The 25940-nt window shown below is 52.8% G+C and carries 23 protein-coding genes; 19 read left to right on the forward strand and 4 right to left on the reverse strand.

Translation table 11 applies throughout. The annotated features are described in order from the left end of the window. The first annotated feature begins 25 nt into the window (after positions 1-25). Together DQG23_RS18520 and DQG23_RS18525 are read left to right on the forward strand one after the other, a co-directional pair. On the forward strand, positions 26-2503 hold the full coding sequence (locus DQG23_RS18520; RefSeq protein ID WP_238177933.1) for a trypsin-like peptidase domain-containing protein: 2478 nt from the start codon (positions 26-28) through the stop codon (positions 2501-2503). Between the two features lie 205 nt (positions 2504-2708). Further along, the gene (locus DQG23_RS18525; protein ID WP_113032349.1) at positions 2709-2996 is read left to right on the forward strand and encodes an Fpa/YlaN family protein; all 288 of its coding nucleotides are present in this window, start codon (positions 2709-2711) and stop codon (positions 2994-2996) included. A 629-nt stretch (positions 2997-3625) separates the two neighbouring features. Here the strand turns inward: DQG23_RS18525 and cax are convergent. Beyond that, positions 3626-4687 carry a calcium/proton exchanger gene (gene cax, locus DQG23_RS18535; protein WP_113032351.1) on the reverse strand — a complete coding sequence of 354 codons (1062 nt, stop codon included), beginning with the start codon at positions 4685-4687 and terminating at the stop codon, positions 3626-3628. 196 nt (positions 4688-4883) lie between these two features. On the opposite strand from cax, the gene DQG23_RS18540 reads away from it, so the two are divergent. Together DQG23_RS18540 and DQG23_RS18545 are read left to right on the forward strand one after the other, a co-directional pair. Continuing rightward, positions 4884-5669 (forward strand): SDR family oxidoreductase, encoded by a 786-nt coding sequence (locus DQG23_RS18540; protein ID WP_113032352.1) that lies wholly within the window; start codon positions 4884-4886, stop codon positions 5667-5669. Positions 5670-5783: 114 nt separating this feature from the next. Further along, a complete protein-coding gene (locus DQG23_RS18545; RefSeq protein WP_113032353.1) occupies positions 5784-6161 on the forward strand; it encodes an Asp23/Gls24 family envelope stress response protein in 378 nt (125 codons plus the stop codon). A 136-nt stretch (positions 6162-6297) separates the two neighbouring features. Here DQG23_RS18545 and ftsW read toward each other — a convergent pair whose 3' ends face one another. Then, positions 6298-7512: a putative lipid II flippase FtsW gene (gene ftsW / locus DQG23_RS18550; protein WP_113032354.1), complete on the reverse strand. Its 1215-nt coding sequence runs from the start codon at positions 7510-7512 to the stop codon at positions 6298-6300. 11 nt (positions 7513-7523) lie between these two features. Next, positions 7524-7871, reverse strand: a complete 348-nt coding sequence (locus DQG23_RS18555; protein WP_113032355.1) for a YugN family protein — start codon at positions 7869-7871, stop codon at positions 7524-7526. A 259-nt stretch (positions 7872-8130) separates the two neighbouring features. Here DQG23_RS18555 and DQG23_RS18560 point away from each other — a divergent pair, with 259 nt between their 5' ends. The 11 genes from DQG23_RS18560 to DQG23_RS18610 all read left to right on the forward strand — a co-directional run bounded on the left by DQG23_RS18560 (position 8131) and on the right by DQG23_RS18610 (position 18794). Continuing rightward, positions 8131-9309, forward strand: a complete 1179-nt coding sequence (locus DQG23_RS18560) for a M20 metallopeptidase family protein (protein WP_113032356.1) — start codon at positions 8131-8133, stop codon at positions 9307-9309. Positions 9310-9443: 134 nt separating this feature from the next. Continuing rightward, entirely contained in the window at positions 9444-9860 is a 417-nt protein-coding gene (locus DQG23_RS18565; RefSeq protein ID WP_113032453.1) for a CBS domain-containing protein, read from the forward strand. Between the two features lie 292 nt (positions 9861-10152). Further along, the gene (locus tag DQG23_RS18570) at positions 10153-10602 is read left to right on the forward strand and encodes an RrF2 family transcriptional regulator (protein ID WP_113032357.1); all 450 of its coding nucleotides are present in this window, start codon (positions 10153-10155) and stop codon (positions 10600-10602) included. A 185-nt stretch (positions 10603-10787) separates the two neighbouring features. Then, complete coding sequence (locus tag DQG23_RS18575; RefSeq protein WP_113032358.1) at positions 10788-11414, forward strand: FMN-dependent NADH-azoreductase; 627 nt, start codon at positions 10788-10790, stop codon at positions 11412-11414. Positions 11415-11628: 214 nt separating this feature from the next. Then, the gene (locus DQG23_RS18580; protein ID WP_272949055.1) at positions 11629-13353 is read left to right on the forward strand and encodes a DNA repair helicase XPB; all 1725 of its coding nucleotides are present in this window, start codon (positions 11629-11631) and stop codon (positions 13351-13353) included. Between the two features lie 31 nt (positions 13354-13384). After that, positions 13385-15214, forward strand: a complete 1830-nt coding sequence (locus tag DQG23_RS18585) for a hypothetical protein (protein ID WP_113032359.1) — start codon at positions 13385-13387, stop codon at positions 15212-15214. Positions 15215-15265: 51 nt separating this feature from the next. Then, on the forward strand, positions 15266-15727 hold the full coding sequence (locus tag DQG23_RS18590; RefSeq protein ID WP_113032360.1) for a YlbF/YmcA family competence regulator: 462 nt from the start codon (positions 15266-15268) through the stop codon (positions 15725-15727). 131 nt (positions 15728-15858) lie between these two features. Beyond that, the gene (locus DQG23_RS18595; RefSeq protein ID WP_113032361.1) at positions 15859-16122 is read left to right on the forward strand and encodes a YlbG family protein; all 264 of its coding nucleotides are present in this window, start codon (positions 15859-15861) and stop codon (positions 16120-16122) included. Positions 16123-16311: 189 nt separating this feature from the next. Beyond that, positions 16312-16749 carry a hypothetical protein gene (locus DQG23_RS18600; RefSeq protein ID WP_113032362.1) on the forward strand — a complete coding sequence of 146 codons (438 nt, stop codon included), beginning with the start codon at positions 16312-16314 and terminating at the stop codon, positions 16747-16749. Between the two features lie 210 nt (positions 16750-16959). Then, complete coding sequence (locus DQG23_RS18605; protein WP_113032363.1) at positions 16960-17871, forward strand: selenium metabolism-associated LysR family transcriptional regulator; 912 nt, start codon at positions 16960-16962, stop codon at positions 17869-17871. 50 nt (positions 17872-17921) lie between these two features. Then, a complete protein-coding gene (locus DQG23_RS18610; RefSeq protein WP_192894605.1) occupies positions 17922-18794 on the forward strand; it encodes a PHP domain-containing protein in 873 nt (290 codons plus the stop codon). A gap of 136 nt (positions 18795-18930) precedes the next feature. On the opposite strand, the gene DQG23_RS18615 is transcribed toward DQG23_RS18610, so the two are convergent. Further along, the gene (locus tag DQG23_RS18615; protein WP_113032365.1) at positions 18931-20688 is read right to left on the reverse strand and encodes an Rqc2 family fibronectin-binding protein; all 1758 of its coding nucleotides are present in this window, start codon (positions 20686-20688) and stop codon (positions 18931-18933) included. 308 nt (positions 20689-20996) lie between these two features. Here DQG23_RS18615 and DQG23_RS18620 point away from each other — a divergent pair, with 308 nt between their 5' ends. The 4 genes from DQG23_RS18620 to DQG23_RS18635 all read left to right on the forward strand — a co-directional run bounded on the left by DQG23_RS18620 (position 20997) and on the right by DQG23_RS18635 (position 25752). Further along, a complete protein-coding gene (locus DQG23_RS18620; protein WP_113032366.1) occupies positions 20997-21689 on the forward strand; it encodes an ABC transporter ATP-binding protein in 693 nt (230 codons plus the stop codon). Next, positions 21686-23023, forward strand: coding sequence for an ABC transporter permease (locus DQG23_RS18625; protein ID WP_113032367.1), 1338 nt, complete (start codon positions 21686-21688; stop codon positions 23021-23023). The genes DQG23_RS18620 and DQG23_RS18625 overlap by 4 nt, the downstream gene beginning before the upstream one ends. An 84-nt stretch (positions 23024-23107) precedes the next feature. Further along, positions 23108-24202, forward strand: coding sequence for an efflux RND transporter periplasmic adaptor subunit (locus tag DQG23_RS18630; protein ID WP_113032368.1), 1095 nt, complete (start codon positions 23108-23110; stop codon positions 24200-24202). A 284-nt stretch (positions 24203-24486) separates the two neighbouring features. Then, positions 24487-25752 carry a copper amine oxidase N-terminal domain-containing protein gene (locus tag DQG23_RS18635; RefSeq protein ID WP_158560584.1) on the forward strand — a complete coding sequence of 422 codons (1266 nt, stop codon included), beginning with the start codon at positions 24487-24489 and terminating at the stop codon, positions 25750-25752. Positions 25753-25940 lie beyond the last annotated feature (188 nt).

The raw sequence follows: 25940 nt of genomic DNA on the forward strand, positions 1-25940 counted from the left end.
TGTGGCGAGAGGAAGGAAAAGGCCTGTGAGGTTATCATTCAAATCGTTAAAATGGCTCACCGCATTGGCGCTCATGTTGAGCGTATTCGTCATGCCATTCGGTAACAGCGCTTTCGCGGCTGTTGCAACAGGCGACGACATCGTTCCAAAAGTTGTGGAACAGGCATCTCCATCCGTTGTCGCCATTATCGGCCGGCCTGCCGAAGGCGAGCGGAGCAGCAGCTCCAATCGTTTCAATTTAGCGCACGGAACCGGCGTTATCGTTCGCGCGGACGGACTTATTATGACGAACGCCCATGTCGTCAAAGATATGGGCAGCATGATCGTCGTAACGTCCACTGGCAAAACATATAATGGGAAAATGACGCATATCGACGAGGAAAGCGATTTGGCGCTCGTCAAAATCGATGCAAGCGGACTGCCTGCCGCAACCTTTGCGGCTCCAAGCGATATCCGGGCGGGAGAAACCGTCGTCGCCATCGGAACGCCGATCTCGTTCGCGCTGCGCAATTCGGTTACCGTGGGGATCGTCAGCGGCATCGAGAGAGCCGTGCAATCCAAATACAAGCTGATTCAGACGGATGCCGCGATTAACCCCGGCAACAGCGGAGGAGCACTCGTGAACCTTAAAGGGCAGGTTGTCGGCATCAACTCGATGAAATTCGTCGAATACGGCGTCGACAATCTAGGCTTCGCCATCCCTGTAGAAACCGTACAGTACGTGCTCAAGCATTTCCTCGAGTACGGAAAAGTAATGCGCCCGTATCTCGGCCTGGAGCTGGAAGAAAGCTGGGAAGCGGTTGTGGGGCTGCCTACTGAAGAGTCTCTGAAGGTCGCTTATGTGGATTCGGATTCGCCTGCGGCGAAGGCGGGGGTCAAGCAGGATGACGTGCTCGTGAAGCTGGGATCCGTACCGCTCAACACGCTGGTCGATTACAACGAAGCGCTTAAAACTTATTTGCCGGGCCAAAGTGTCCAGCTTACCGTCAAATCGGAGGATAAAGAAAAAACGTTTACGATCGTACTCGGCGAAGACAAATCGGCTCCGGCTTCCCAAAAGTCGAAGGACGATAGCGACGATTTGTTCGATACGGATAAAGGAAAAACGAAAATCGGCGACAGCAAAAACGGCTGGTCGATGAAATATCCGCCGGGACTTGTGAGCAATGCCGGCTATAATGAGGAAAACTCCGTAACGTTCGTAGATGCCAAAGGCGAGTTCCTTATTTTCATCGAAGTTGAGGATAACGGCGAAGACTTGTCCCAGGCGGCGCTGCTGCGGAGGATTTCCGAAGAAGCGAGCGATGCGACCGTTCTGGAGAAGCGTTTTGTGGAATCGGCCAAAGCGCCTTACGCGAAAATATCCGGCAAAGTTTCGGATAAAGGCGGCTATTTCCAGTCGAGGGCCTATCAGAAAGAAGGCAAAGCATACCTCGTTTCTCTGTACATATATCCAAGCGAGAACAGTATTAGCAGCACTAAGGTGAACAGCTTTATCGACTTGCTCGACAGCTTTACGCTGTCGTTCGATTCCAAAGACGCATCGCTCAAGGATTTGACCAAGAGTAAGGCATCCCAAACGATTACGACGGAATACGGCCTTACGATGGAGCTTCCGGAAGGCTGGGACAAGGACGTCTACGGCGATGGGCTTTCTTTCTCCGATGACGACAAACGCAGCTTTAATGTTTCCGTCACATCCGCCTCTTCCGGAGATCGGCTTAACGATTGGGTGGAACGCGATGTGGAGAAATTCAAGACCGCATTCGTCGAAAGCTACCGCGAAATCGGCGAGAAGAAGGAGACGACCATCGCCGGCGTACCTGCGATGGAAGTGCGTTACGGCTGGACGATGGGCAAAGATTGGGAAAACATGCGCGTTCTTTATCTGATTAAAGATAAATACAAATACCAGTTCGCCTTCAATTATCCGAAGCAGGAGAAAGCTGCCGATACCGAAGCGTGGATCACAAGTATCGTCAGCGCGCTGCAAATCGATAAAGATCTCATGAATGAAGCGTTAGGATTCATTCAAGACGAAGACGAAATTACCGATCCGGATGCCACTAGACTTTACAAAAACAAAACGTATAAATACTCCGTCCGGCTTCCGGAGGAGTGGCAAACGTACCGATTCAATTTCAAGGAAGACAGCCCTATGGCTTCCTATTCGTTTATCGGCGGATCTTTCGACATTATCGCGGACGACGACAGCACGTTAGAGGAAGTATTAAAGGACGAAGAAGAGTCGCATAAGAAGAGTTCGGAGGCCGATGCGGACTATAAGTATACGGTCAGCGACGAGACTTTGTTCGGAGAAGAGGGCAAGCTGATAACGGTAAAGTACTCCGCCAACAAGGTGTCTTATGAGAATAAAGAGTACTACTTTGCGAAAAACGGCATTACGTATTCGATTACGCTGCGCATAAATGACGCAGTGAAAACGGAGCTCAACGTGGAACGTTTGAAGCGTGCGTTCGAATCATTATCGTTCACCGAGTAACGCTTTGCCGGCAACGCCTTTGGATCCGTTCTGCATGAACGCGTCCAAGGGCGTTTTGCCGGTTTGGAGCTGCTAGATTATTCGTCTTGTGTATTATCCCGATTTCGACTAATATAATGGGTATAGGGTTGTATACTGCAGGGACTTGCTCGAAGGTTCGCTCGGTCGTAGCCGTACTTTGGAAGTCGTACAAGGGGGAGAATGCATGTCTTCATCGGATCTCATGCAAAATTTAAATATAAGAGCGATTCAGCTGCTTCAGGAAGATGCGATCAAGATCGAAAAACTGATCGAGGTCCAGATGGACAATTTGACTACGCGCAAATGTCCGCTTTATGAAGAGGTTCTGGATACGCAAATGTACGGGCTTTCCCGTGAAGTCGATTTCGCCGTACGTGCCGGGCTTATTCAAGAACAAGCCGGCAAAGAATTGCTGATCAAGCTGGAGCGGAATCTTGCGAAATTGTACGAAGCGCTCAACAAGAAAGAATAACGTCAGCTCACACAAGTAAAGCAGATGGAGGAACATGAAAGCGTTCATGTTCCTCCATCTGCTTTTTTGTTTTATCAGACTTCCATGCCGGATTGCGGCACCATTGATGAATGAAATATCGTTATTTGGTGATCCGGAGATACCACCGCAGTTTGCGTGCGAGAAATGCGGAGGGGAAATGTATCCGGAGTATTTCAAGGGATTGCATGGTTATGAATACCGGCTGGAAGACCGGTTAGGAACAAGGGCGTAGAGAGAAGCAGCAAAGAAGAGGTGGTGGGTTGGGAAGGACTACAAAGGAGCTTCGCTATGGGCCGCCTTTGAAATCGTGTGATACCCGCAAAACCAATTCCAGATCACACGATTTCAAGAGCGGCTGAAAGCCCCAACCCACTACCTCCCCCGCGCGCAAACGTATATCTTACCCCAAGGACGCCGCAAGGCGTTTTTCTTAAAATCTCAGCAAGTATATCTCCGCTGATTGTTCGATTTCCCGGTAAACGTGCCAGTCCTTAAGAGTATGCTTACGAAGTCGCTTTCTTCGAAGCGCTCAGGACTGGCGAAGCCGTTTAACCTTGCATGGACCGTATATTCGCGTGACCGTTCATGCCCTGCGGTCTCGAATTGTCCTATACGAAGAAGAAAGCGACGCCGAGAATGATATAAACGACCAGCAGAAGCACACCTTCATACCAGTTCGTTTGACCGTCGCCGGAAATCGATTTGGCGATCGAGGCCGCTACAGCGATCGCTACAAGCTCATATGTCGTGAACACGATATTCATCGTATTTCCCATAAAGAAGCTGATAATGACAAGCAGAGGCGCGACAAACAACGCAATTTGCAGACTACTGCCGATGGCGATCTCTACTGCTGCGCCTACCTTGTTTTTCATCGCCATCATGACCGCGGCGGAATGCTCGGCAGCATTCCCGATTATCGCAATAACAAAGGCGCCGAGGAACAGCTCCGACAAGCCGAACTTATGCGAGAACTCCTCCAGAGTGCCGACCAGCCATTCGCTGACGAGCGCGACCATTGCGGTTGCGACCACCAGCATGACGATTGAAACGCCTCGCGACCAAGCCGCCTCGCCGTGCTCCACGATTTCATCGGACAGTTCTTTCTTATGGGTAACCATAGAGAACAGCAGCCAAAGAAAGTATGCGATAATCAAAATAACGGCAACGATCAGGCTCAGCGTGTTCGTTTTCGCTTCCGGAAGCTGTACGGCGAATACGGCCGGTATAAATAAGGCAATAACGGCAAGCAGCATGAGGGAGGCGTTATGGCCGGCAAGCGTGACGTTAAACCGCTGCGTCTTGAATTTCAAGCCCCCAAGCAGCAAGCTGAGTCCGAGAACGAGCAGCATATTGCCGATGATCGAGCCTGTAATGCTGGCTTTGACCATATCGAACAGCATCGGTTTGCCGTTTACCGCATCTTTGATTAAAATAATGGCTATGATGAGCTCGGCCGCATTTCCGAATGTCGCGTTCAGAAATCCTCCGAGCCGTTCGCCCGCATAATGGGCGACGCTTTCGGTCGCTTTGCCCAGAAAGCCGGCTACAAAGACGATCGCAATGCAGGAAAGGATGAATTGCACGGTTGCATTCATTCCGGCGTAATGCGCAACGCCGCTGGCTGCGAATGAAACGGCCAGAAGGGTAAAAAAGAGCTTTTGACTCACGGGCTCACCTCATCGGTTGGTTTGGTTGAAACGGACGTATGGGCAAGGGCAGATTGCAGCGTCCGCGCGAATGAAAAAGTATTATCATTTTACTCTTCCAGTTAATGGTTGTAAATCGGTATCATAGTACAATTGCCCTCTTTTGCGAAAGATTATGCAAAAAGAGGACAGGCAAAGAAAAAGGAGAGGATCGCTGATGGATCTCGGACTAAAAGGTAAATATGCCGTCGTGACGGCTGCAAGTAAAGGACTTGGACGGGCAGTGGCCGAAGGGCTTGCCGAAGAGGGGGCGAACCTGCTTCTGTGCAGCAGAGACGGCTCCAGCATCGAAGCTTTCGCTTCGGAGCTTCAAGGAAAGCACGGTATCATGGCGCAAGGGATTGGCGCAGATGTAGGGAGCAAGCAAGATATCGATCGGCTGATCGCCAAAGCGAAGGAGCTTTTTCCGCGGGTAGACGCTTTGCTGTGCAGTGCGGGCGGACCGCCGAGCGGCAGCTTTTTGTCGATTGAAGACGAAGCGTGGGAGAAAGCTTTTCAGACGAATATGATGAGCGTCGTAAGGCTGGTCAGAGGGTTTTACCCCCTGATGTCCGGGCAAGGCGGCCGAATCGTGACGATCGCCTCTTCTTCGGTAAAAGTGCCTATTCCCGGTCTCGTGCTTTCCAATACGCTGCGGGCGGGAATCGCGGGCTTGATGAAAACCTTGTCGATCGAACTGGCTGCGGATCAAATATTGCTAAATACGTTATGTCCGGGCCGTATTATGACGGATAGGCTCACGGAGCTGGATGAAGCGAGGGCGGGTCGTGAGAACAAGTCGGTCGACGAGATTCGCGCGGCTATCGTTCAGGACATTCCGCTCGGAAGATACGGGAAGCCGGATGAGTTCGCCTCGCTAGCATCCTATTTGCTCTCGCCCCGCAACAGCTATATGACTGGCTCGACCTTCTTCGTTGACGGGGGTATGGTCAAATCATTATAATAGCAGTAGGGTTGCAGCATGGAATGGGAATTCCGTCCGGGAATCCGCCGCTGCAGCCGGAACAGGCTTCGAAGCATCCCGTCGCATCGGGGGATAATTTAGGAGGTGAGCTGGATGTCGGAACAACTTCAAACAGGGCTTATACGTATTTCCGATGATGTGGTCGCAACGATTGCGGGCTTGGCAGCTCTTGATACGCCAGGAATCGCCGGAATGTCCGGAGGCATTTCCGAAGGGCTCGCCAAACGGCTTAGCGGCAAAAACGTGCAAAAAGGTGTTTCCGTCGAAGTTGGGCAGCTTGAGGCCGCTATAGACCTGAGGGTTATCGTGGATTACGGCTCACCGATTCAAGACGTGTGTCAGGCACTGCAACTGAATGTACGCGAAGCGATTGAGAATATGACGGGATTGAATGTTGTCGAAGTGAACGTGAAGGTAGAGGGCGTCGCCTTCAAAGAAGAAGAGACGGAAGATCCTCATCGCGTAAAGTAGCTATCGGTCATGTTACATAGGCAGCCGGCAGCTAACAGCTATCGGCAAAGTTTAGGCATAGGAATCACTAACGCAAAAAGAGAACGTGACGGTTTTTCGTCAACGTTCTCTTTTTGGTTTGACAGAAAGCTTGTCCTTACATCGAAGCCGAACGGCGTTTGACCTTGGTATCGTCTCGCTTCGTTTTGTTGCGTGCGGGCTGATCCGCCGTTTCGGGCTTGTTTTGTTCCCGGCTGAAGCCAAGAACGATTCCGATGCCCATCATAATCGCCATTAAGGACGAGCCCCCGTAGCTGATTAGCGGAAGGGTGACGCCCGTCAGCGGAATCGCTCCCGTGACGCCGCCGATGTTGATGAACGCCTGAATGCCGAATAATCCGAAAAAGCCGATGCCGCACAGCCTGGCGAACGTATCGGTGCATCTTATCGATACGACGATTCCCCGCCAAATAAAGAGCAAAAACACGAGTAAAAAGAGCGTGCTGCCCAAAAAGCCGAATTCCTCTCCGATAACGGAAAAGATAAAATCGTTATGCGGCGCCGGAAGGAAGTGCATTTTTTGAATGCTTTTGCCGAAGCCGGTTCCCGTCAGTCCTCCATGCCCGAAGGCCATAAGCGACTGGGTCAAATGGTAGCCGCTATCAAGACGGCTATGCCACGGATCGAGGAAGGAGGTAATCCGGTTCAAGCGATAATCGCTTGTCGTGCCGTCCATTAAGCCGGGGTTCCTAAGCAAATAGACGGAAACGGACAAAGCGGCTACAGTGAGAAACCCGGCCGCAAGCGCAAAAATATGCTTAAGATTCGCACCGCCGACGATGATGACGACCGCGGCGCCGCCTGCAAGAACGGCGGTCGACCCCAGGTCGTTCTGCATCAGAATCAATCCGCAAACGAGCCCGACGATGACGAGCGCAGGCATGAGGCCTTTCTTGAAATCGCGGAAACGTTCTTCCTTCTTGCTTATGATAAGCGCCAAATACATGATGACCGCTATCTTGGCAAACTCGGAGGGCTGCAGGTTGAGCGGGCCGATTTCGATCCAGCTTCGGGCACCGTTCTTCTCGGCTGCAATGACCAATACGAACAGCAAACTCAAAAATACGAGAGTGAACAAAGGCATTACCCATCTTTTGAGCTTCGCCGGATTCACGTTCATGAAAAAAAACATAAGGAACAAACCGATTAGAATGGAAACGGATTGTCTCTTCGTATAGTGCCAAGGATCGTCCCAGTAGTAGGTCGCAGACACGGAGCTGGCGCTGAACACCATCAGAAAACCGAAGGCGACAAGCGCCAGTGTCAGAAACAGCAACAGAAAGTCCGGTGTTCCTCTACGCGGCGGGGTCATGGCTCACGCGCCTAGTGCTCGAGCGCTTGCTTCAGCTGGCTAAGTTTTTGATTGGCCGCTTGCATGACCGGCTGCGGAATCGGCGCGTTGTAGTCCAGTCCGTGAGGAAACGATCCTTTTCCTATGTATGCATCCTCGAGATACAGAACGGCATACGGGTTTTCGAGTTTGCCCGTTTCCACGCGCGCATTGATCCGTAAGTAGTATTCGGCATTATTCGCAACATCTTCGAATTTGCAATCGTATGTCGCGCGGTAGTATTCCCACTGCCAACGAACGAAGCCCAATTTTTCGGTGGATTCGTCCAGATGGGCGAGCTCGCTTTTCAGTCCTTTTAAGCCTGTATTTTCAATAATCATTAAAGAACGCCTCCCGGTTCATTTACATGCATCGATGCATAAGTTACGTGCATTTTCATGATAGTATGTTTCCCAAACTTGTGCAAGCCTAAAGCAAAACTGTGAGATACCGCATATGTGGCTATTTTGTGGCCGACCGCTTGCCTTTTGGGTCGAATTTTGGACAAGGAGAGCTGGAAATTGCAGGTGAAGGCGGTAGGCAACCCGAATAGGCTTCTGGTAAAATGTACGGTGTAAGCAAACGCTGGGGGTATGGGAAATGAAAACGATCGAACAACAGCTAGAGCAGCTGTTTCCAGAGATGGTGAAACGCCGCCGATTTTTGCATCAGCATCCGGAGGTTTCGTATCAAGAGAAAGAAACGTCCGCATATGTGGCCAAATGCTTGGAGGAGCTTGGCATTCCAATCAAACGGGGCGAGAAGGGATACAGCGTGACCGGCGAACTGAAGGGCGATTTGCCGGGGCCGACCGTCGCGCTTCGCGCGGATATGGACGCACTTCCGATCCAGGATGCCAAATCGGTCGAATACGCGTCTAAAACACCCGGCGTCATGCATGCATGCGGGCATGATGCCCATACGACGACGCTGCTCGGGATCGCAGAGGTGTTGAGCACCAGAAAATCGGAGCTGCGGGGTACGATCCGATTCCTGTTTCAGCCCGCGGAAGAGATCAGTCCCGGCGGCGCAGCCCCGCTGATCGGCGAAGGGGCGATCGATGGCGTAGACGCCGTATACGGCGTGCATTTATGGTCGCAGATGCCGATAGGCGAAGCCCAGACGAGAAGCGGCGCATTCATGGCTGCCGCCGACGAATTTTTTATAGATATTAAAGGAAAGGGCGGACACGGCGGTCTGCCGCATCAAACGATCGACAGCGTCCTGATCGGCTCGCAGCTGGTCGTCAATCTCCAAACGATCGCCAGCCGTTACATGGATCCTACGGAGCCTTGCGTAATATCGGTAGGCTCCATACATGCCGGCTCATCCTTTAATGTCATAGCCGAAACGTGCTCGTTGAACGGTACGGTCCGCACGTTTTCCATCGAAGCGCGCGATCGGATACGCGAGCAGATGCGGAAGATCGTCGAACAAACTTGCGCCATGTACGGCGCTCAGGTCGATTTCCGCTATAAGGTGGGTTACCCGCCCGTGGTGAACGACGAGAAGGAGACGGAACGTTTTTTTAAAGTAGGCGCAGATTTATTCGGCAAAAGCAATGTGCAAGTATCGCCTTACATTATGGCGGCGGAGGATTTTGCTTATTATTTGGAGCGCGTGCCGGGGTGCTTCGTGTTTGTCGGAGCGGGGAACAAGGATGCCGGAATCGTGATGCCGCATCATCATCCGCTCTTCGATATCGACGAGACGTCCATGCTGCATGCAGCTAGGCTGCTGATTGGACTGGCGATGGACTATATGAACGAACACGCATAGGTTTCCCGAGCGGCCCGTTTCCAGTTTGTTGCGGGCATCGTTTGTCCTCCTGCAGGAGAAGCTACGTAAGAAAGCTTCTACACATATGGAGGAGGGAATTTGCTTTGAGCACCGCCAAAACCGTCAAGCAGATCATGTCGACCGACTGTATAACCGTGACGCCCAAAGATAACGTATATGAGATTGCGCTCAAAATGAAACAGCATGACATCGGATTTATACCTGTCGTCGAAGGCAAAAAGCTGCTAGCTGTCGTTACGGACCGCGATCTTGTCGTGCGGGGCTTCGCCGATAAGAAAGAAGGCTCGACAGCCGTTATGGAAGTGGTCAGCCAAAATCCGACGACCATTACGCCGGACACGCCGGTCGGCGAGGCCGCCAAAATTATGGCGCGCGATAAAATCCGCCGCTTGCCTGTCGTCGAGAACGGCGAATTGGTGGGCGTCGTGGCAATCGGCGATTTGGCGATCCGCGACGTTTTCGAGGATAATGTAGGCGAAGCGCTCGGTAAAATATCCGAAAGCGAAAAAACGTTCGCGACTACGAAATAATAAACGATATGCAGGGGAAGGGCCGGAGCGATCCGGCTCTTTTTAGTTTGCCGGAAAGTATAACGTGGAAGCAGCTCTAAACCTCGATAAACGAGCCGGTCTTTAAGCAAATGCTTACGAAGTCGCTTTCTTCGAAAGCGTTTAGGACGGCGAAGCCGTTTATCCTTGGCGATTAATTTGCGCTGCGGACTTTTACTAGCATTGGCTAGCAAACCGATTCGCTTTCTCGTCTTGCCTTCTCGTAAGCAAGCAAGGTAAACTGATAACTAGAATGATGTTGGGAGGGATAGCAATGAATTCGATCAATCGGGTCGGCCAAATCGGACCGCCGCGCTTCGGAATCGCCGTACACGCTCTCGTTTGGCTTGCGCAGAGCAAATGCGTTTTGTCCAGCGGCTCCATCGCTTGCGAGGTTAATTCGCATGCCACTTTTTTACGCAGAGTGCTGGCAAGGCTAGTGCAAGCCGGCATCGTCGAAGCAAGGGAAGGGCGGGACGGAGGTTATCTGTTGAAGGCGCGGCCGAACGAGCTATCTCTTGCCGATGTGTATGTCGCTGTGAAACCGGACGCCGCGGAATCCGAAGAAAATATGAGCTGCGGCGGCGAATCGGGCAAAAAAGTCGATGTCGCGCTCGAAGAAATCATGCAGGAGGCGGAACGGAACACCATTTCGTTTTTGGCGGGCTACACGCTTGCCGATTTGATGAATCGGATACATGAGCTGGACATGGAGAATTCATAATTTACTTGCAAAAAGTTAGTGACGCATATATAATGTGCTAGTAGAAGTTGCAGTTAAAGGGTGAATAACCCGTTGCACGCAGTTAAGCAAAGCCTGAAATTGCAGGGCTTTTTGCGCCTTTAACTGTGCTAATTATAATTGCAGTAAAATCAATCAACTATTAAAACATCGGAGGAATAAACCCCATGGCAAAAGTACTTTTCATCAACTCGAACGACCGTCCCGCCGACCAGGCCGTGAGCGTTCAAATGCATCAAGCTTTTTTGCAGTCTTACCGCGAAGCGAATCCGCAGGACGAAATTACCGAGCTTCATTTGTTCGACGCCGAGCTCCCTTACTATGGGAACACGATGATTACAGGCCTTTTCAAGCTGAGACAAAATATGGAGCCGACCGAGGACGAACGCAAACTGGCCGAAATCGCCAATTTTTACTTCGATCAATTCATGGCGGCAGAGAAAATCGTCTTCGCATTCCCACTGTGGAATTCTACGGTTCCCGCCCCTCTCGTCACTTATATATCGTATTTGGCCCAAGCCGGCAAAATGTTCAGATATACGCCGGAAGGCCCTGTAGGCATGGCTGCCGATAAAAAAGTCATGCTGCTTTGCGCCCGCGGCGGAGACTACTCGTCCGAACAAATGGCCGCAATGGAAATGGCGATGAACTTTGTGAAATCGGCTATTCATCTTTGGGGCATTCATACTCCGGAAACCGTCGTTATCGAAGGCCATAATCAATATCCTGACCGTGCGAAAGAAATCGTCGCCGAAGGCTTGAAGGAAACCGCGGCAGCCGGCTCCCGTTTCTAAACGATATACCAGAAGGCTTCCCGCTTCGTATTGAGGCGGAAAGCCTTTTTTATATTGTGAACGAAATTTTTTTTCGTCCAATGGCTCTTAGAGGTGCTTCGCTATTAGCTGCGTCATTTCTCTGTCAGGCGGGATGAACTGTCGCCAAGTTTATTTTTCGTTCTTTCCTTTCATACTAAGAGAAAGGCATAGCTAGGAATAGGAGGCAACATCGTTGAGCCATCATGTACATAATGCCCCGCTGTTCGTGCAGAACGATATGACGGTGCTGCTCGAAGCGAATCACCCCGATGCGGAAACGGTCAGCATGGAGCTTTGCCGGTTCGCCGAGCTTGTGAAAAGCCCGCAGCATTTTCATACGTACCGGATGACGCCGTTATCGCTATGGAATGCCGCCGCTTCCGGAATGAAGACCGGGGAGCTGCTTTCCTATTTGAACGAACACGGCAAACTCGGGGTTCCCATGTCGGTCAAACGCAGCATCGAGCAGGCGATGAACCGGTACGGGCTGCTTCGTATGGTGCAGGATGAAGAGAAGCTGCTGCTTGTTTCCGAGGATGCGGGCATCTTATTCAAGATCGCGGCCTATCCTTCGCTGCAGCCGTATTTGACGGCGACGTTGGACTCGCGCAGCGCTGTAATCGACCCTGCATGGCGCGGACGGCTCAAGCAGGAGCTGACCCGCCTCGGCTATCCGGTCGAAGACGCGGCAGGATACCATCAAGGCGAGACGCTGCCGGTTCGTTTGCGGACGGCGCGCGCGGACGGCACTCCCTTCGGGCTGCGCGACTACCAGAGAGCGGCGGTCGATGCGTTCTATAGGGACGGCACCCGCGACGGGGGAAGCGGCGTGCTTGTTCTGCCGTGCGGAGCGGGCAAAACGATCATCGGCATAGCTGCCATGGAAAAATGCGGCTGCGCAACGCTTATTTTGACGACAAACGTAACGTCGGTTCGCCAATGGCGGGACGAGCTGCTCGATAAAACGGATTTAACGTCCGATATGGTAGGCGAGTACAACGGCGGCCGCAAGGAGGTCCGTCCCGTTACGATCGCGACTTATCAAATATTGACTCATCGCCAAACGAAAAACGATATTTTTTCGCATATGCAGCTTTTTCAGGAGCGCGATTGGGGGCTCATCATTTATGACGAGGCGCATTTGCTGCCGGCTCCCGTTTTCCGGGTCACGGCCGAAATACAAGCAACTAGACGACTCGGCCTGACGGCAACTCTCGTAAGGGAGGACGGCTGCGAGGAGGATGTGTTTTCGCTTGTCGGTCCCAAACGATTCGACATGCCGTGGAAACGGCTAGAGCAAGCGGGATGGATCGCGAAAGCGGTTTGCTCGGAGGTTAAAGTGCAAATGCCATCGGACATACATGAACGGTATGAGCAGGCAGCTGCCAGAGACAAGCTTCGCATTGCAGCGGAGAATGCGGGCAAGTGGCAGGTGCTGGATTTGCTTCTGAAGCGTCATGCGGGCGAGCCGACCCTAATAATCGGACAATATCTTGACCAGCTGCAAACGATTTCCGAGAAAACGGGGGCGCCGCTGCTGTCGGGGCAAATGCCCCATGACGAGAGGGACCGGCTGTACCGCCGATTTCGTGAAGGGAAGCTGTCGCTTCTGATCGTTTCCAAGGTGGCCAATTTCGCCGTAGATTTGCCCGACGCTTCCGTAGCGATTCAAGTGTCCGGCAGCTTCGGATCCCGCCAAGAGGAGGCTCAGCGTCTCGGCCGGGTGCTGCGTCCGAAATCGGACGGCAAGACGGTATACTTTTACTCGCTTGTGAGCGAACATACGAAGGAAGAGGAATTTGCCCTGAACAGGCAAATGTTTTTGGTCGAGCAAGGCTACAGGTATGAAATGATCGAAGCGTCGTCACTCCAACATACGAATACGGGCGAGCAAAGCAAGGCGGTATCGGTTACTTGACGATTTCCGCCCGGTAAAGGGGAATAGTCGGATGAACGTAAAAGAACTGCTGGAACGGCTGCCTGAGCCGGCCATTGCCATCTTCAAGCAGCAGGATGTGATTGCTGGGAGCTTGAACGAAGGGGTAACGCTTGGGGAAGCCTATACAACGAGGCGCATATTGTCCGAGCTGTACCGCACGATGCGAGAATGGGAAATAAAAACGCTCAAACGAATTGTCATCTCGTTCGGCAGCAGGCCGTTCGATGCTTCGGCGCTGGAAAAGGCTTCGCGGCATGATGCGTTGTCCGGCGCGGAACTGCGGCTTGGACTTCTGCAGCTGCGCCGCAGGGGCATTTTATTCGCCTTGAGCAAATCATGGGGCGAGACGCTTTTGCTGCTGCCTGAGGATAGCTTTGCAATCTGGCAGTCGCTCTTATGCGACGATGGCTTTGAGAAGCCGGCTGCAAGCGAAAGCGCCGATCCGGAGAACGGCGGATATTTTGGCATCGCTTGGAATTTGCTGCTTTTGCTCCGTTATTGCAGCGAATTCGAGGTAACGTTAACGGGGAAGGGAACGATCGCGAAGCAGCATCTCGCCGGCTTGCTCAAAAGGCTGACACTCAAAGAAGAGCAGCTCCGCCCGTTCGGGCTTTCCTATGAGCATGAAGCGTTTTATCCTGCCCATATAGCGGTATTGCTGGAAACGGCGTTTCGGCTGGGGCTCCTTTATATCGATAACAAAACATTGGCGGTTAATCGGCAAGCCGTCGCTCATATGCTAGACGTATCGAACGAGCGCATTCATGCTATGCTATACCGTTGCTGGCGGGGCCTATACCGGCCGGAAGCGTTATGGCTCGAGCATGCGCTTGTCTGGCTGGAGGGGCGGGAGGCGGGCGCCATGCAAACCGTTTCCGCATTGCGCAGCTGGCTAGCGGATAATCGCATCGTTCCGGCTGCGGAAGAAGACGCGGCTTGGGAAATTCTCGACGGCTGGCTGGAAGCGATGGCCGATTTGGGCTGGCTGGAGCTGTTCGCCCAGCCCGATGGCGGCACGGGAATCGTTACGCAGGTGTCGGGAGAAGCGACAGCACGGAATGCGAACGCAGACAGCGATGACGGTACAAAAGCCGGCAAGGAACCGGAGCGAATGTTATATGTTCAGCCCGATTTCGAGCTCCTCGTCCCGTCAGGCGCCTCTTATGCCGATATTTGGCAATTGACCGCAATAAGCGAGACGGTTAGAGTGGACCGGAATATCGGCGTTTTGCGGCTGACCAAGGACCGCTTGCTGCAAGCGCGGCATCTTGGGATCGTGCGCGATATGCAGGAATCCTTGCTTTTTTTGCGATCCCGCGCCTACTACGGGCTTCCCGATAACGTCGAAACGACGTTGCTTCAGTGGGCTTCTCAGCAAGCGGATTCGGCTGAAAAAAAACTTCATCATACAAAAACAATGAAAAACAATGTTTCTTTAGTATTGAGCGCGAGCCCGGAAAACTTTATACTGGAATCAGAGGCTGTGCATTGCGGCAGCTTCTTGTTTCATAAGGAGCCTTCGGTCTTCAACGTCGATTCTTCTCTGCCCGATCCGAACGAATTCGTTCCCGACATAAGACGAATTCCGGCTATGTGGGTGAAGCAATATCGCCCGTATCACGCTTCTACCTGCAAGGAGCTGCTGCGTCAGGCGATGGAGTGGAAGACTTATGTTAGAATGGATGTCGAGGGAACGGAGCGGCACATCGTTCCTACAGCCATTGTCGAAGAGTCAGGGGAGTGGAAGCTTCGCGGCCGGGAGGCCGAACATGTCGTCATGCTGACGCCGGATCAATGGCATGCGGTGCAGATCATGCTGCCCGGCTGCAGCCCGTCATAAAACGGTATATCTTAACGGATGCCGAAAAATTACAGGACAGGTCGTGATTCGATGAGTATATTGGAAGCGGAAGCGATCGATATGGCCGGTGTCTTAATGCACGCATACGAGCTTGGCGATCTGATCAACGGATCGGCTGAAGTTTCGCAATATTTATACTGGAAGCGGAAGGTCGAACAAGACGAGGAAGTCAAACGGCTTGTTCGGCTCTTCGCCAAAAAGAAAGAGCTGTTCGAGGAATGCGAGCGGTTCGGCCACTTTCATCCGGACTACCATGCAGCTATGGACGAGGTAAAACGGGTTCAGGCGCAATTGGACGGAATGGAAGCCGTACGGCAATTCAAGGAAGCGGAAGAGCGGGTGGACGACCTGCTTTATCAAATTTCCAAAACGATCGCACACGCCGTTTCCGAAACGGTGAAGGTTCCGAGCAATAATCCGCTGGCAGACGGCGGAGGCTGCGGTTCGGGCGGCTGCAGCTCCGGCGGCAGCTGCAGCGGCAATTGCGGATAAATCGCACAGTGCATGAGGGAGCGGACTGCTTTTGCCTTTTCCGCTCCCGGCATGCTGCGACAGCACCCGATTGCGAAAACGCCTTCAGCGTATTCGCCGGCATAATTAACCATTGGAAGAGAGGGACTCGCATGCTTACGCAGCGCAGCGGGCTGATCGTATGGGTAAACGATCTGAAGCCGGCCAAAAACTTGGAGCGATTCGGCTCTATCCACTATATGTCCAAAAAAATGCATTACGTCGTCATGTACATTCATGCGGACAAGCTGGATGAAACGGTGCGCAACATTCAAAAGCTTCCCTACGTCAAAAAGGTTGAACGTTCTTTCCGGAATGAAATCAAGACGGAGTACAGCCGTAACGTACCGGACAAAACACGTTCTTACACGGTATGACGAGGCGCCTTTCGCCGGGCATTTTATCGGCGAAATTACGGTGGCGGACAAATTTTATATGGAAACCGTTAAACTTCTTAATTAATTAATTGTAATATTTGTAAATATGGAGTAAAATATATTAAAGAGGGCGATATCGAAAAGTACATAGTCTGAAGGGCCTGTTTTTTTGGGAGGAGAGTTGCGATAATGAGAGATAGAATGATGAACAGGTGGAGCACCTACGAGCCTTTTTATGTAGAGCTTGGGGAAAAAAGAATCGCCGATATCGTAATTACAAACCATGCCCGCTCTCGCTGGATCGATCGGGTTGAAAGCGAAAAAACAGGTTTTGACGACATTTGTGCTTTTCTATGGAGCAAGCTTAAGCAATCAAGCGTACAATCTTATTACCGAAATGAGCAGGATGTTTATTTAATAGACGACGATTTGGTTATGGTTGCGGAATTTTCGCCCATCGAATCGGAAACGGACATAACGGGGAATGTGCTGCACAAAATGATCGTCGTTACGTTCCTTGGGCGAATGTCCGAAACGATCGAGCTGCGTGATCTTAAATCGTATTATTCATGGCTGCGCCATTCCCGAAGAATGACGCTGATTAAAAACAGCCGTAAACGCAGATAACGAAGGGGCGAACCTGTTGCGACAGCGGGCGTCCCGGTAAGCGAAGCGAAATTGCGATAGACCATAATCCAAGCGAAGAAGCCAGCCAAACCGCTGAAACTGCGGGGACGGAGGCTTCTTTTTCGTTGCGGAGCAATAGTCGCGGGGATTGCGCTTGATTATGCTATAATGGATGGAGCCGTAAGGCTTGAAACGGGGGTTCGGCATCAAATGGCAATCAACTTTCATCAATTGCATATTTTTTATACCGTCGCGGAGAAGGGCAGCTTTTCGAGCGCTGCGCAGGCTCTGCATATGACCCAGCCGGCTGTGACCATGCAGGTGCAATCGCTGGAGGAGCAGCTTGGCGTGAAGCTTTTCGTCCGCACGACCAAAAAAATCGAGCTTACCGAAGCGGGACGCGAGCTTATGCCTTACGCCAGACGAAGCATCGAGCTGATTCAGGAAACGGAGTCGGCCATGGCGAGTTATTGCCATAAGCTGACGGGAAGGCTCCACCTCGGAGCCAGTTTGACTGTCGGCGAATATATGCTTCCGCGGCTGCTCGGGCCGTTTAACGAGGAATATCCGCAAATATCCGTCAGTCTGAAGGTGATCAATACGACGCAAATCGTCGAGGAAATCGCCCAGCATACGCTTAACTTCGGCTTGGTGGAGGCTCTTGTCGATCATCCGGATATGCAGTCCGACGCCGTTCTGAGCGACGAGCTGAAGCTGATCGTCCCGTCGGGGCATCCGCTAGCCAAACAGACGAAAATCACGATGGAGGACGCCTTGTCCTATCCTTTTGTACTCAGGGAAAAAGGGTCCGGGACCCGGCGTGTGATGGAGGAGGAGCTGCTTCGGCGCGGCGTCGATCCCCGCGGCATGCGCATCGTGATGGAGCTGGGAAGCACGGGCGCCGTGAAATCGGCAGTGGAAGCAAACCTGGGGCTGTCCATTTTATCGCAATCGGCGGTGAAGCATGAGGTTGCGCTAGGGATCGTGCAGGCTAGAGAAATAGAAGGCATCCGGTTCACGCGCAGTTTTTATGCCGTTCGCTTGAAGTCGGCCTTGCTGCCAATGGCTGCCATTACGTTCCTCGAATTTTTGCGGGAACGCGATTTGAACAAATGGTTATAAAATGACGGCGCCGATGGCGCTTTATCGAATGATAAATGGAGGAATTGGGGATGGATAGAGGTTTTGCGGATTTACATACGCATACGATCGCTTCCGACGGCATGCTGACCCCGAGCGGGAATGTAAGATTGGCTCAAGCTGCCGGTCTTGCCGCTGTGGCGATTACGGATCACGATACCGTTTCGGGCGTTGCCGAAGCGGTGGAAGAAGGCCGGAGCATCGGCTTAGAGGTCGTGCCGGGCGTTGAAATATCCACATCGGCGCGCGGCCAGGATATCCATGTGCTCGGGTATTTTATCGACACGCTCGACCCGTTGCTTCTCGATAGACTGGAGCAGCTTCGCGAGGTGCGCAAGCGGCGCAATGACGCGCTGATCGAGAAGCTGCAGACATGCGGCTTCGAATTGACGATGGATGAAGTCATCGCCAATATAGGACGCGAGCTGAAGCCGGACGAATCGGTCGGCAGGCCGCATATCGCAGCTTTGCTTGTCAAGCGAGGTTATGTGGGCTCGTTGGAGGAGGCGTTCTCGGATTATTTGGGCAAAGGCGGCAAAGCTTACGTCAATGCGCCGAGAATCGAGCCGGCGGAAGCGATCCGCTGGATCCACGAGGCGGGAGGCTCGGCCGTTCTCGCCCATCCCGGGCTGTACGCGGATGACGAGCTTGTGGAACGGATCGCCGAAGCCGGCTTGGACGGCATCGAAGCCTACCATGCCGATCATTCGGCGGAAGACGCCGGGCGTTACGAGCAAATCGCTTCGCGCTTCGGGCTGCTCGTGACCGCAGGCTCCGATTTTCACGGGGAGCGGGACGGCATCGTATTCCATTCTCCGCTCGGCTCGCGGAAAATTGCCATGTCCGCGGTGGATGCGCTGCGGGAAAAAGCGGCGTCGCGCAAACACGGCCGTGATGACCGGTAAACAATCAGAAACGGCGCCCCTGCAGTAACGGAGGCGCCGTTTTTGATTGCTGCCGCAAAGCCGTTCCAGGGCATGCGCACATAAATGGTTGAAGTCGTCAATATACTCGGCACGACTCCGGAAGCCCGTTCGCTGCTCAGCTCTTTCCGGCGGTTTGCAGCGATTTGATCGCGGCTTCGTTAGGCGTGACGAACAGCGTTTTTTGATGATCGTAGATGACGAACCCCGGCTTGGAGCCGTTCGGCTTGCGTACATGGCGGATCAGCGTGTAGTCGACCGGCACTTGGCTGGACTGTTTGGCTTGGCTGTAGTAAGCGGCCAATTGCGCAGCCTCGGACAAGGTCGGCTCGCCGAATTTGCCGCTGCGAATGACGACATGCGAACCGGGAATATCTTTCGTATGCAGCCACGTATCGGTCGATTGCGCCAGCCTGTTCGTCAAATACTCGTTCTGCGTATTGTTTTTGCCGACATAAATCGGAATGTTCTCGCTCGACATGTAGCAGGTGATGACCGGCTTGTCGGGCTTTTTCTTTTTGACCGACTTTTTGCCGCGGTGCCGGATATAACCTTGCTCGATCAATTCCTCGCGGATTTCCTCGATATCGGAAAGCGAGGCGTCTCCGATTTGCTGCAGAACGGTTTCGAGGTATCTTATTTCCGTGCGGGTACTCTCAAGCTGCTCGCGAACGGCAATCAGACTGTTTTTGCTTTTGGCGTATTTTTTGAAATAACGCTGGGCGTTTTCGGACGGCGACAGCTGCGGATCCAGCTCGATCGCGACAGTCCGTTGCTCTTCATCGTAATAGTTGATCGTCTCGACTTGCTTGTCGCCCTTGCGGATCTGATGGATAGAAGCGGTTACCAGCTCGCCGAGAATTCGGAACCGGTCGGCGTCTTTGGCATCCTCCATCGTTTCCTCAAGCTTTTCCAGCTTCTTGATGTTTTTGTTTTTCTCATTCTGCAAAAATTTCAGCAGATCGGCCATGCGCTGCTTGACTGTATCGCGTTCCGCCCTGTCGCCGTAATAGGCTTCCAGGCATTCGAAAATCGTGCCGAAATGTTTCGCTTCGCCTCCGGCATACGTAAGCTCCGTGATCGAAAACAGCTCTTTGCCGCCACTCGTCGTAACGATTGCCGGCGCATAGCGGCGCTGCCGGACAAGCTCCATAAGTTCCTTAAACGGAGGCCATACGGCGCTAGGCGATAGTGCGGCACTTTCTTTCACCGTACGGTGAACGATTTCGGCGGCGATCGTCGGGCTGATGCCGCTGAATGCGGCGACCAGCCGGTCCGCGAGCGCTTTGCCGCTGCCGCCGCCGTCCGTTTCGCCGTCCTCCGCCAACAGCTCGACAAAGGCGTCGGAGCTGACGAGAAGCGGGTCTTGCTTGCCTTGATCGGGAGGAGCGACGTACACGCTGCCGGGCATGATGACGCGGTAGCTGCTGATCGAAGGCGTGACGTGATGGATGCCGTCGATAACCGCTCCGCTTTTCGGGTCCAGCAGCACGATGTTGCTGTGCCGTCCCATCAGCTCGACGACGATCGTTTTCAAGCTCAAATCGCCGAGCTCGTCGCGATGTCTGACGCTAATATGCAAAATGCGCTCCATGCCGACCTGCTCGACCGATTCGATGACGCCGCCCTCGCAATGCTTGCGCAGCAGCATGCAGAACATCGGCGCCTCCAGCGGATTGACGAACGGCTGCGCCGTCATATGGACGCGGGGATAGGTAGGGCTGGCCGACAGAAGCAGCCGTAAATTTTGTCCCTGCGCACGGAGCTGCAGGAGGATATCGTTGTTCGAAGGCTGGTGGATTTTGTTGATCCGCCCGCCGATGCAAGCTTGCAGCTCGTCTCGTACTGCACGTATGACCAAACCGTCTAGAGCCATGATGACACTCCATTCCAAATTACAAAAGTACGATTATTTAGGGATCAATTATATATCATGCCATAGTTTGGATCAAAACTTAAGCGGAAAGTTTGGTTGCTACTCATTTTCGGACAAAACCGCGCCGGTTTGTGTTAAGAAATTCTTCATATTTTCTGTAGTCTTTCTTAAGGGGCTTCGATTACAATTGGAAATGATTGCTTTTATGTTACAAATTGTATCGAAAGAATGGGTAAGCTTTTCGCTTTCCCGTTCGTCTATGTATCATAGGGGAGTTTGCCTCTTCTGGAATATGAAGGAGGATTCACGTGCTTGTCATCGAAAACTTGTCGCACATGTTTCGCAACGGAGGGGAAGATACGGTCGTTCTCCAAAACATCAATTTTCGCGTCGAGAAAAATGAAATCGTGGCGCTGCTCGGCAGCTCGGGCTCCGGAAAATCGACGCTGCTCAACCTCATGGCCGGATTGATGAAGCCGACGTCGGGTTCGATTCTGATCGATAACCGGGCAATCGAAAAAATGAGCGAAAACGAGCTCGCCGAATTCCGCAGGTCGCATATCGGCTTTATTTTTCAATCCTACGAGCTTATTCCGCATTTGACGGTTCGCGAGAATGTCGAGCTGCCGCTCGTGTTTCAAGGCGTTCGCGACAAAGCAAGAAGGGAGCAGGCGCTTGCGCTGCTGGAGCAGGTCGGACTCGGCCAGAAGACGGAAATGTTCGTTTCCCAGCTTTCCGGCGGACAGCAGCAAAGGGTCAGTATTGCCAGATCGCTCATTACCAATCCGTCCGTCGTGTTTGCGGACGAGCCGACCGGCAATCTCGATACGAAGACGGAGAAGGAAATCATCGATCTTCTGCTCGATTTAAACAAAACGCTGGGGATGACCTTCGTCATCGTCACGCACGAGCACGAGGTAGCCAAGCGGACGAAACGGATCATACAGCTGCGGGACGGAGTACTCGTCGAGGACGAAGACTGGGGAGGGGAGAACGAGTGAGGCTCAAGGATTATTTCCGGCTCGGCTGGGATCAGCTCAGGCGGCGCAAAGTCGTCACCGCGATGTGCGCGATCGGCATTGCCATCGGCTCCTCTTCCATCATGGTCGCCCTTGCCTTCGGGGAGTCGATTTCGCATTACAGCGAGCAGCAGATGGGCTATTATCTGAAAACCGATGAAATAACGGTGACGCCCATGCAGAGGAGCTCGGCCGACAATCCGGATAAGATTGTTCAAGAGCCGATTACGGAAGCCAAGATGGGCTTAATCCGCAGCTTTCCGAACGTCAAAAGCGTGGCGTCGGTCAGCCATGTCGGCTCGTTTGCCTATACGGTGGACGGGAGCAAGAAGGGATACATAAACGAATTGATCGCAACCGAGCTCGATACGCTGGAAGCCTTCGGTTCGGAGTTTCAGCAGGGCAGACCCGGCGATCAGGATAACGTCATCGTGCTGGAGTACGGTGCCACCGTTAATTTGTTCGACGAGAAGAAGCGGGAGCAGGACCGCGCCAGAACGGAAAGTGTAAACTACCGCGACAGGCAGGCGATACCGTACCCGGTTTACCAGAAAACCATTGTGCTTACGCCGAACTCGTTCAGAGGCGATTCGGAAGGGGTGCAGAAAATCGTAGAGATTCCCGTGCGCGTCATCGCGGTGCTCAAGCGTCCGGAAGGACAGCCGGACTACATGATCGAAGGGCAGAAGAAGGCATATGTTTCACCGGCGCTCGCTCAGAAAATACGCGCTGCGATGAATCCTGCAGAAGCGGTCCAATCGTCGGGGGCTTCCGGCAATCGCGAGCAGCTTAAAGTCAAGGTGGATACGACGTCGAACGTAGCGAGCGTAGATGCGCTGATTCAGAAGCTGAAGCTGCAGACGATGACCAATCTTCATCAAAAAGAACGGATGAATTCGGAATTTGCCATCATCAGACTTGTTTTTGCCGGCGCGGGCATGTTCATCCTGTTCGTCGCCTCCATCTCGATCGTCGTTGCGATGACGATGTCCACGTATCAGCGGCGTAGGCAAATCGGCATCATGAAGGTGCTCGGCGCAAACCTGGCGCAAATCCGCAATATGTTTATCGTCGAATCGGCGCTGCTCGGGCTGCTAGGCGGCTTGTTCGGCATCATGACCTCTTATTGGGTCATATGGGGGATCAATTACATCGTGCTGCGTTTTAGCGGCTCGGATCCGGAGCTGCTCTTCATCAGCTTCTGGGTGCTTCCGGTAGGGATGTTTTTCGCCTTGCTTACAGGCGTGCTGTCCGGTATTTTTCCGGCGATCAAAGCTTCGCGTACGGATGCGTTAAGCGCGATCAAACGCGAATAACCTTATAGCTCGTATGCAAAAATCGGCCAGGTGTCCTTTTGAACAGCTTCTTATAACTTTTACGAAAATCGGGAGTGAACGTGCATGTCTAAGAAGAAATGGTGGATTCCGATTTCGCTCGGCGTAGTGGCGATCGGTATTTCCGTCGGATTATACACATTAAGCCAATCTTCCGGCGGCCCAAAAACGCCTGCAGGAAGCAGCATCGTGTCCGCGCTGCAATTCAAAGCGGCGAAGGAAGATATAAGCAAATCGATCGAAGTAAAAGGAAAATCCTCGTATTTGAACGAAACGGTCATCTATCCGCCGTTCGACGGATCGGTCAAAAAATGGCATGTCGCAGAAGGCGGTCAAGTGAAGAAAGGGGATCTGTTGTTCGAGCTCGACGATTCCTCGCTGAAGTCGGACATCGAGCTGCAGCAGGCGAGCATGCGCAAGCAGGAGCTTGAGATGAAGCTGAAGGAGGCGCAGGATGCGATCCAGGCGAACGATCCGCAGACGAACGCTGCGGATTCCCCCGGCGCGGAGTCGCTGAAGCGTTACGGGCAGGAGGAGCTGCGAAAGCTGCAGGACGAGCTTGACGCCATTACGCGAAAGACGGCATTAAAGCAGCTTGAGGAGAAAAAAGAAAAGGTCGCTAAAGCGGCGCTGCCTGCTCCGGTCGACGGGATTTTCCTTTTTGCCGACAAGAAGGAGCCTCCGAAGCTTGAAGAGAAGACGGCGATCGGCAAAATCGTCGATTTGACGAAGCTGCAATTGACGACCACGGTAAGCGAGTACGAGGTGTATCAGATCAAGTCGGGGATGGACGTAGAGGTCAGGGCCGATGCGATGCCGGAGCTGAAGCTTGCCGGGAAGGTGGAACGCATCTCGAAATTCGCCAAAGCCGGCACCGATCAAGGCGCCGCCGCCGCGCAATTCGAAGTCGTCGTCTCGCTCGAGCCGAACGATAAGCTGATTGCCGGACTCAGCTTGACTGGCAAAATTACCGCAGAGCAAAAGCAGGGCGCGCTCGTTATTCCCACGATCGCCGTTCAGCGGGACAAGGAGGAGGCGTTCGTATACGTGCTCGGCGCCCAAGGGCCGGAGCGAAAAACGATTACGATCGGTATGGAGACGGCGGACAAAACGGAAGTGACAGGCGGTTTGAACGAAGGCGATACGGTGGTGCTGCAATAATCGGCGTTTATCGCTAAGCTGACCCAGCCTGACTTGCAAGGTGTTTTTCAGGATGAGCTTCGTAGAATCGGATCGGGGAGGGCAATCCGGAAGTCGGATAACGAATGAACAAGTTTTCATAGCATTGAAAAACCTCTATTTCTGCATAACCTGCCGGAAATGGAGGTTTTTTTGCGAAGTCCTGCATCATTTCGTCTCTTGTGCCGCCGGTCAGGGGACAGCCGCAACTTTATGAGGTATTTCAGCGTCATATGGATTGGAATAAATTTGAAGGAGGCGATTGCTTGAGAAGATGGGGAATAGCCGTTTTTTTGTTTGCTTGCATAGCTATGCTGTCTTTAGGCTGCCTGACGCCGTCCGCTTATGCCTGTTCCCGCGGACCGACTTCAATCGAGGAAGATTTTTTGGAGGCTCAAGCGATTTTCACGGCAAAGGTTTCGAAGGTAGAAGCGGTATACCCGTTCCAGAAAGCGGCTGCAGTTGAAGCTGCGGAGACGTATAAAGGCCAGGCGCCGTCGCTAGTCGTGACGAACGACGATCCGGATCGCTGCGAGGCAAGCGTCGAAGAAGGGAAAACATACTTGTTTTATTCACACGGTGTGGAGCTTCCCTATGTCAGCGTTTTCGACACGCATTTGCTCGGATCGGAGCGCGCGGAGGAGCTGATTCGCCTGCTGAAGCAAAGAATCGAACCGATCGAACCGAAGCCTCCGGGCGAAGCGCGTTTATCGGCATATTCCAAAGGAGAAATACGGATGTTTCTCGGGCGGCACGACAGAGGGCGGCCGGCCGAAGCGTTCATCGCAAACGATTCCGTTTACGTGCCTTTATCTTTCCTTAGCGAAAATCTGCCGTATTCGGCTGTGTGGGACCCGATTGCGAAAGAAGTATCCGTCGGATGGACGAATCGGATGGAGCTCGAGGAGCCGGAAGAGGATGGAAGCGGTCCGGCGGCTAAAGACGAACCGCAAGCGATAGACATCCGGTACGACAATATTCGTGTGAAGGTGAAGGATCAAACGGGCAAAGCTTCCTTCTTGGACGGCGCCCCCGAGCCGTTTTTCATCGGAGAGAAGCTTTATGTGCCGCTGCGAGCCGTCGCCGAGAAGCTTGGGCTTGAGGTGGAATGGGTCGGAAATACTTCATCCGTTATTCTTCATTATCCTTTTGACGATAGGACGGGGTCAGGTGTTTTGGGCATGCGTTATATAGTCAATGTGGGACTGGAGGGCAAGCTCGAGGTGGATCGGCTGACGAAGGACGAGATCGTTTACCGGGCCTACAACGGGCATTTGGAGGAAGGAGCCGAGGTGAAGCCGGTTGCGGTTCCTTTCGCGGAAATGCTGAAAATGGAGGCCGGATACCGCCAATATACCGCCCAATTTTATTTGGAGACAGGCAACAAAGAAATCAAGCTTCTGATGTCGCAGGAAGCGGTGAAAAAGCTGGAAAACGATGCAGGCTTCCGCGACAAAGTCGGCGCGAAATTAGGAAAGCCGCTTGACGGTCTGCCTGCCGCCAGAGTTCTTCACGTCGACGATTTCGAGTGAAGCCGTAAGGTTAGCTCCCGAATGCGCTGCCCCGCAGCGGTTTGGGGGCTTTTTTGCGTTTCCGGAAAGCTTGCGCTGCCGCGCTTGCGATTTTCACCCCGTTTTTCATTTGACGAAGTGGGATATTTTGCTGCTTGTCTGAATACATTTACCCTAGTACAGGTTGTACGAGCAATTGGCCGCTAGCA

It is taken from the genome of Paenibacillus contaminans (assembly GCF_003285015.1).
In the GTDB taxonomy this organism is placed as follows: Bacteria; Bacillota; Bacilli; order Paenibacillales; family NBRC-103111; genus Paenibacillus_V; species Paenibacillus_V contaminans.

Excerpts from the sequence above, each read along its gene's own strand:
- DQG23_RS18525 (WP_113032349.1), top strand. The coding sequence starts at position 2,709 with ATGTCTTCATCGGATCTCATGCAAAATTTAAATATAAGAGCGATTCAG.
- DQG23_RS18540 (WP_113032352.1), top strand. The coding sequence starts at position 4,884 with ATGGATCTCGGACTAAAAGGTAAATATGCCGTCGTGACGGCTGCAAGT.
- DQG23_RS18545 (WP_113032353.1), top strand. The coding sequence starts at position 5,784 with ATGTCGGAACAACTTCAAACAGGGCTTATACGTATTTCCGATGATGTG.
- ftsW (WP_113032354.1), bottom strand. The coding sequence starts at position 7,512 with ATGACCCCGCCGCGTAGAGGAACACCGGACTTTCTGTTGCTGTTTCTG.
- DQG23_RS18555 (WP_113032355.1), bottom strand. The coding sequence starts at position 7,871 with ATGATTATTGAAAATACAGGCTTAAAAGGACTGAAAAGCGAGCTCGCC.
- DQG23_RS18560 (WP_113032356.1), top strand. The coding sequence starts at position 8,131 with ATGAAAACGATCGAACAACAGCTAGAGCAGCTGTTTCCAGAGATGGTG.
- DQG23_RS18565 (WP_113032453.1), top strand. The coding sequence starts at position 9,444 with ATGTCGACCGACTGTATAACCGTGACGCCCAAAGATAACGTATATGAG.
- DQG23_RS18570 (WP_113032357.1), top strand. The coding sequence starts at position 10,153 with ATGAATTCGATCAATCGGGTCGGCCAAATCGGACCGCCGCGCTTCGGA.
- DQG23_RS18575 (WP_113032358.1), top strand. The coding sequence starts at position 10,788 with ATGGCAAAAGTACTTTTCATCAACTCGAACGACCGTCCCGCCGACCAG.
- DQG23_RS18585 (WP_113032359.1), top strand. The coding sequence starts at position 13,385 with ATGAACGTAAAAGAACTGCTGGAACGGCTGCCTGAGCCGGCCATTGCC.
- DQG23_RS18590 (WP_113032360.1), top strand. The coding sequence starts at position 15,266 with ATGAGTATATTGGAAGCGGAAGCGATCGATATGGCCGGTGTCTTAATG.
- DQG23_RS18595 (WP_113032361.1), top strand. The coding sequence starts at position 15,859 with ATGCTTACGCAGCGCAGCGGGCTGATCGTATGGGTAAACGATCTGAAG.
- DQG23_RS18600 (WP_113032362.1), top strand. The coding sequence starts at position 16,312 with ATGAGAGATAGAATGATGAACAGGTGGAGCACCTACGAGCCTTTTTAT.
- DQG23_RS18605 (WP_113032363.1), top strand. The coding sequence starts at position 16,960 with ATGGCAATCAACTTTCATCAATTGCATATTTTTTATACCGTCGCGGAG.
- DQG23_RS18610 (WP_192894605.1), top strand. The coding sequence starts at position 17,922 with ATGGATAGAGGTTTTGCGGATTTACATACGCATACGATCGCTTCCGAC.
- DQG23_RS18615 (WP_113032365.1), bottom strand. The coding sequence starts at position 20,688 with ATGGCTCTAGACGGTTTGGTCATACGTGCAGTACGAGACGAGCTGCAA.
- DQG23_RS18630 (WP_113032368.1), top strand. The coding sequence starts at position 23,108 with ATGTCTAAGAAGAAATGGTGGATTCCGATTTCGCTCGGCGTAGTGGCG.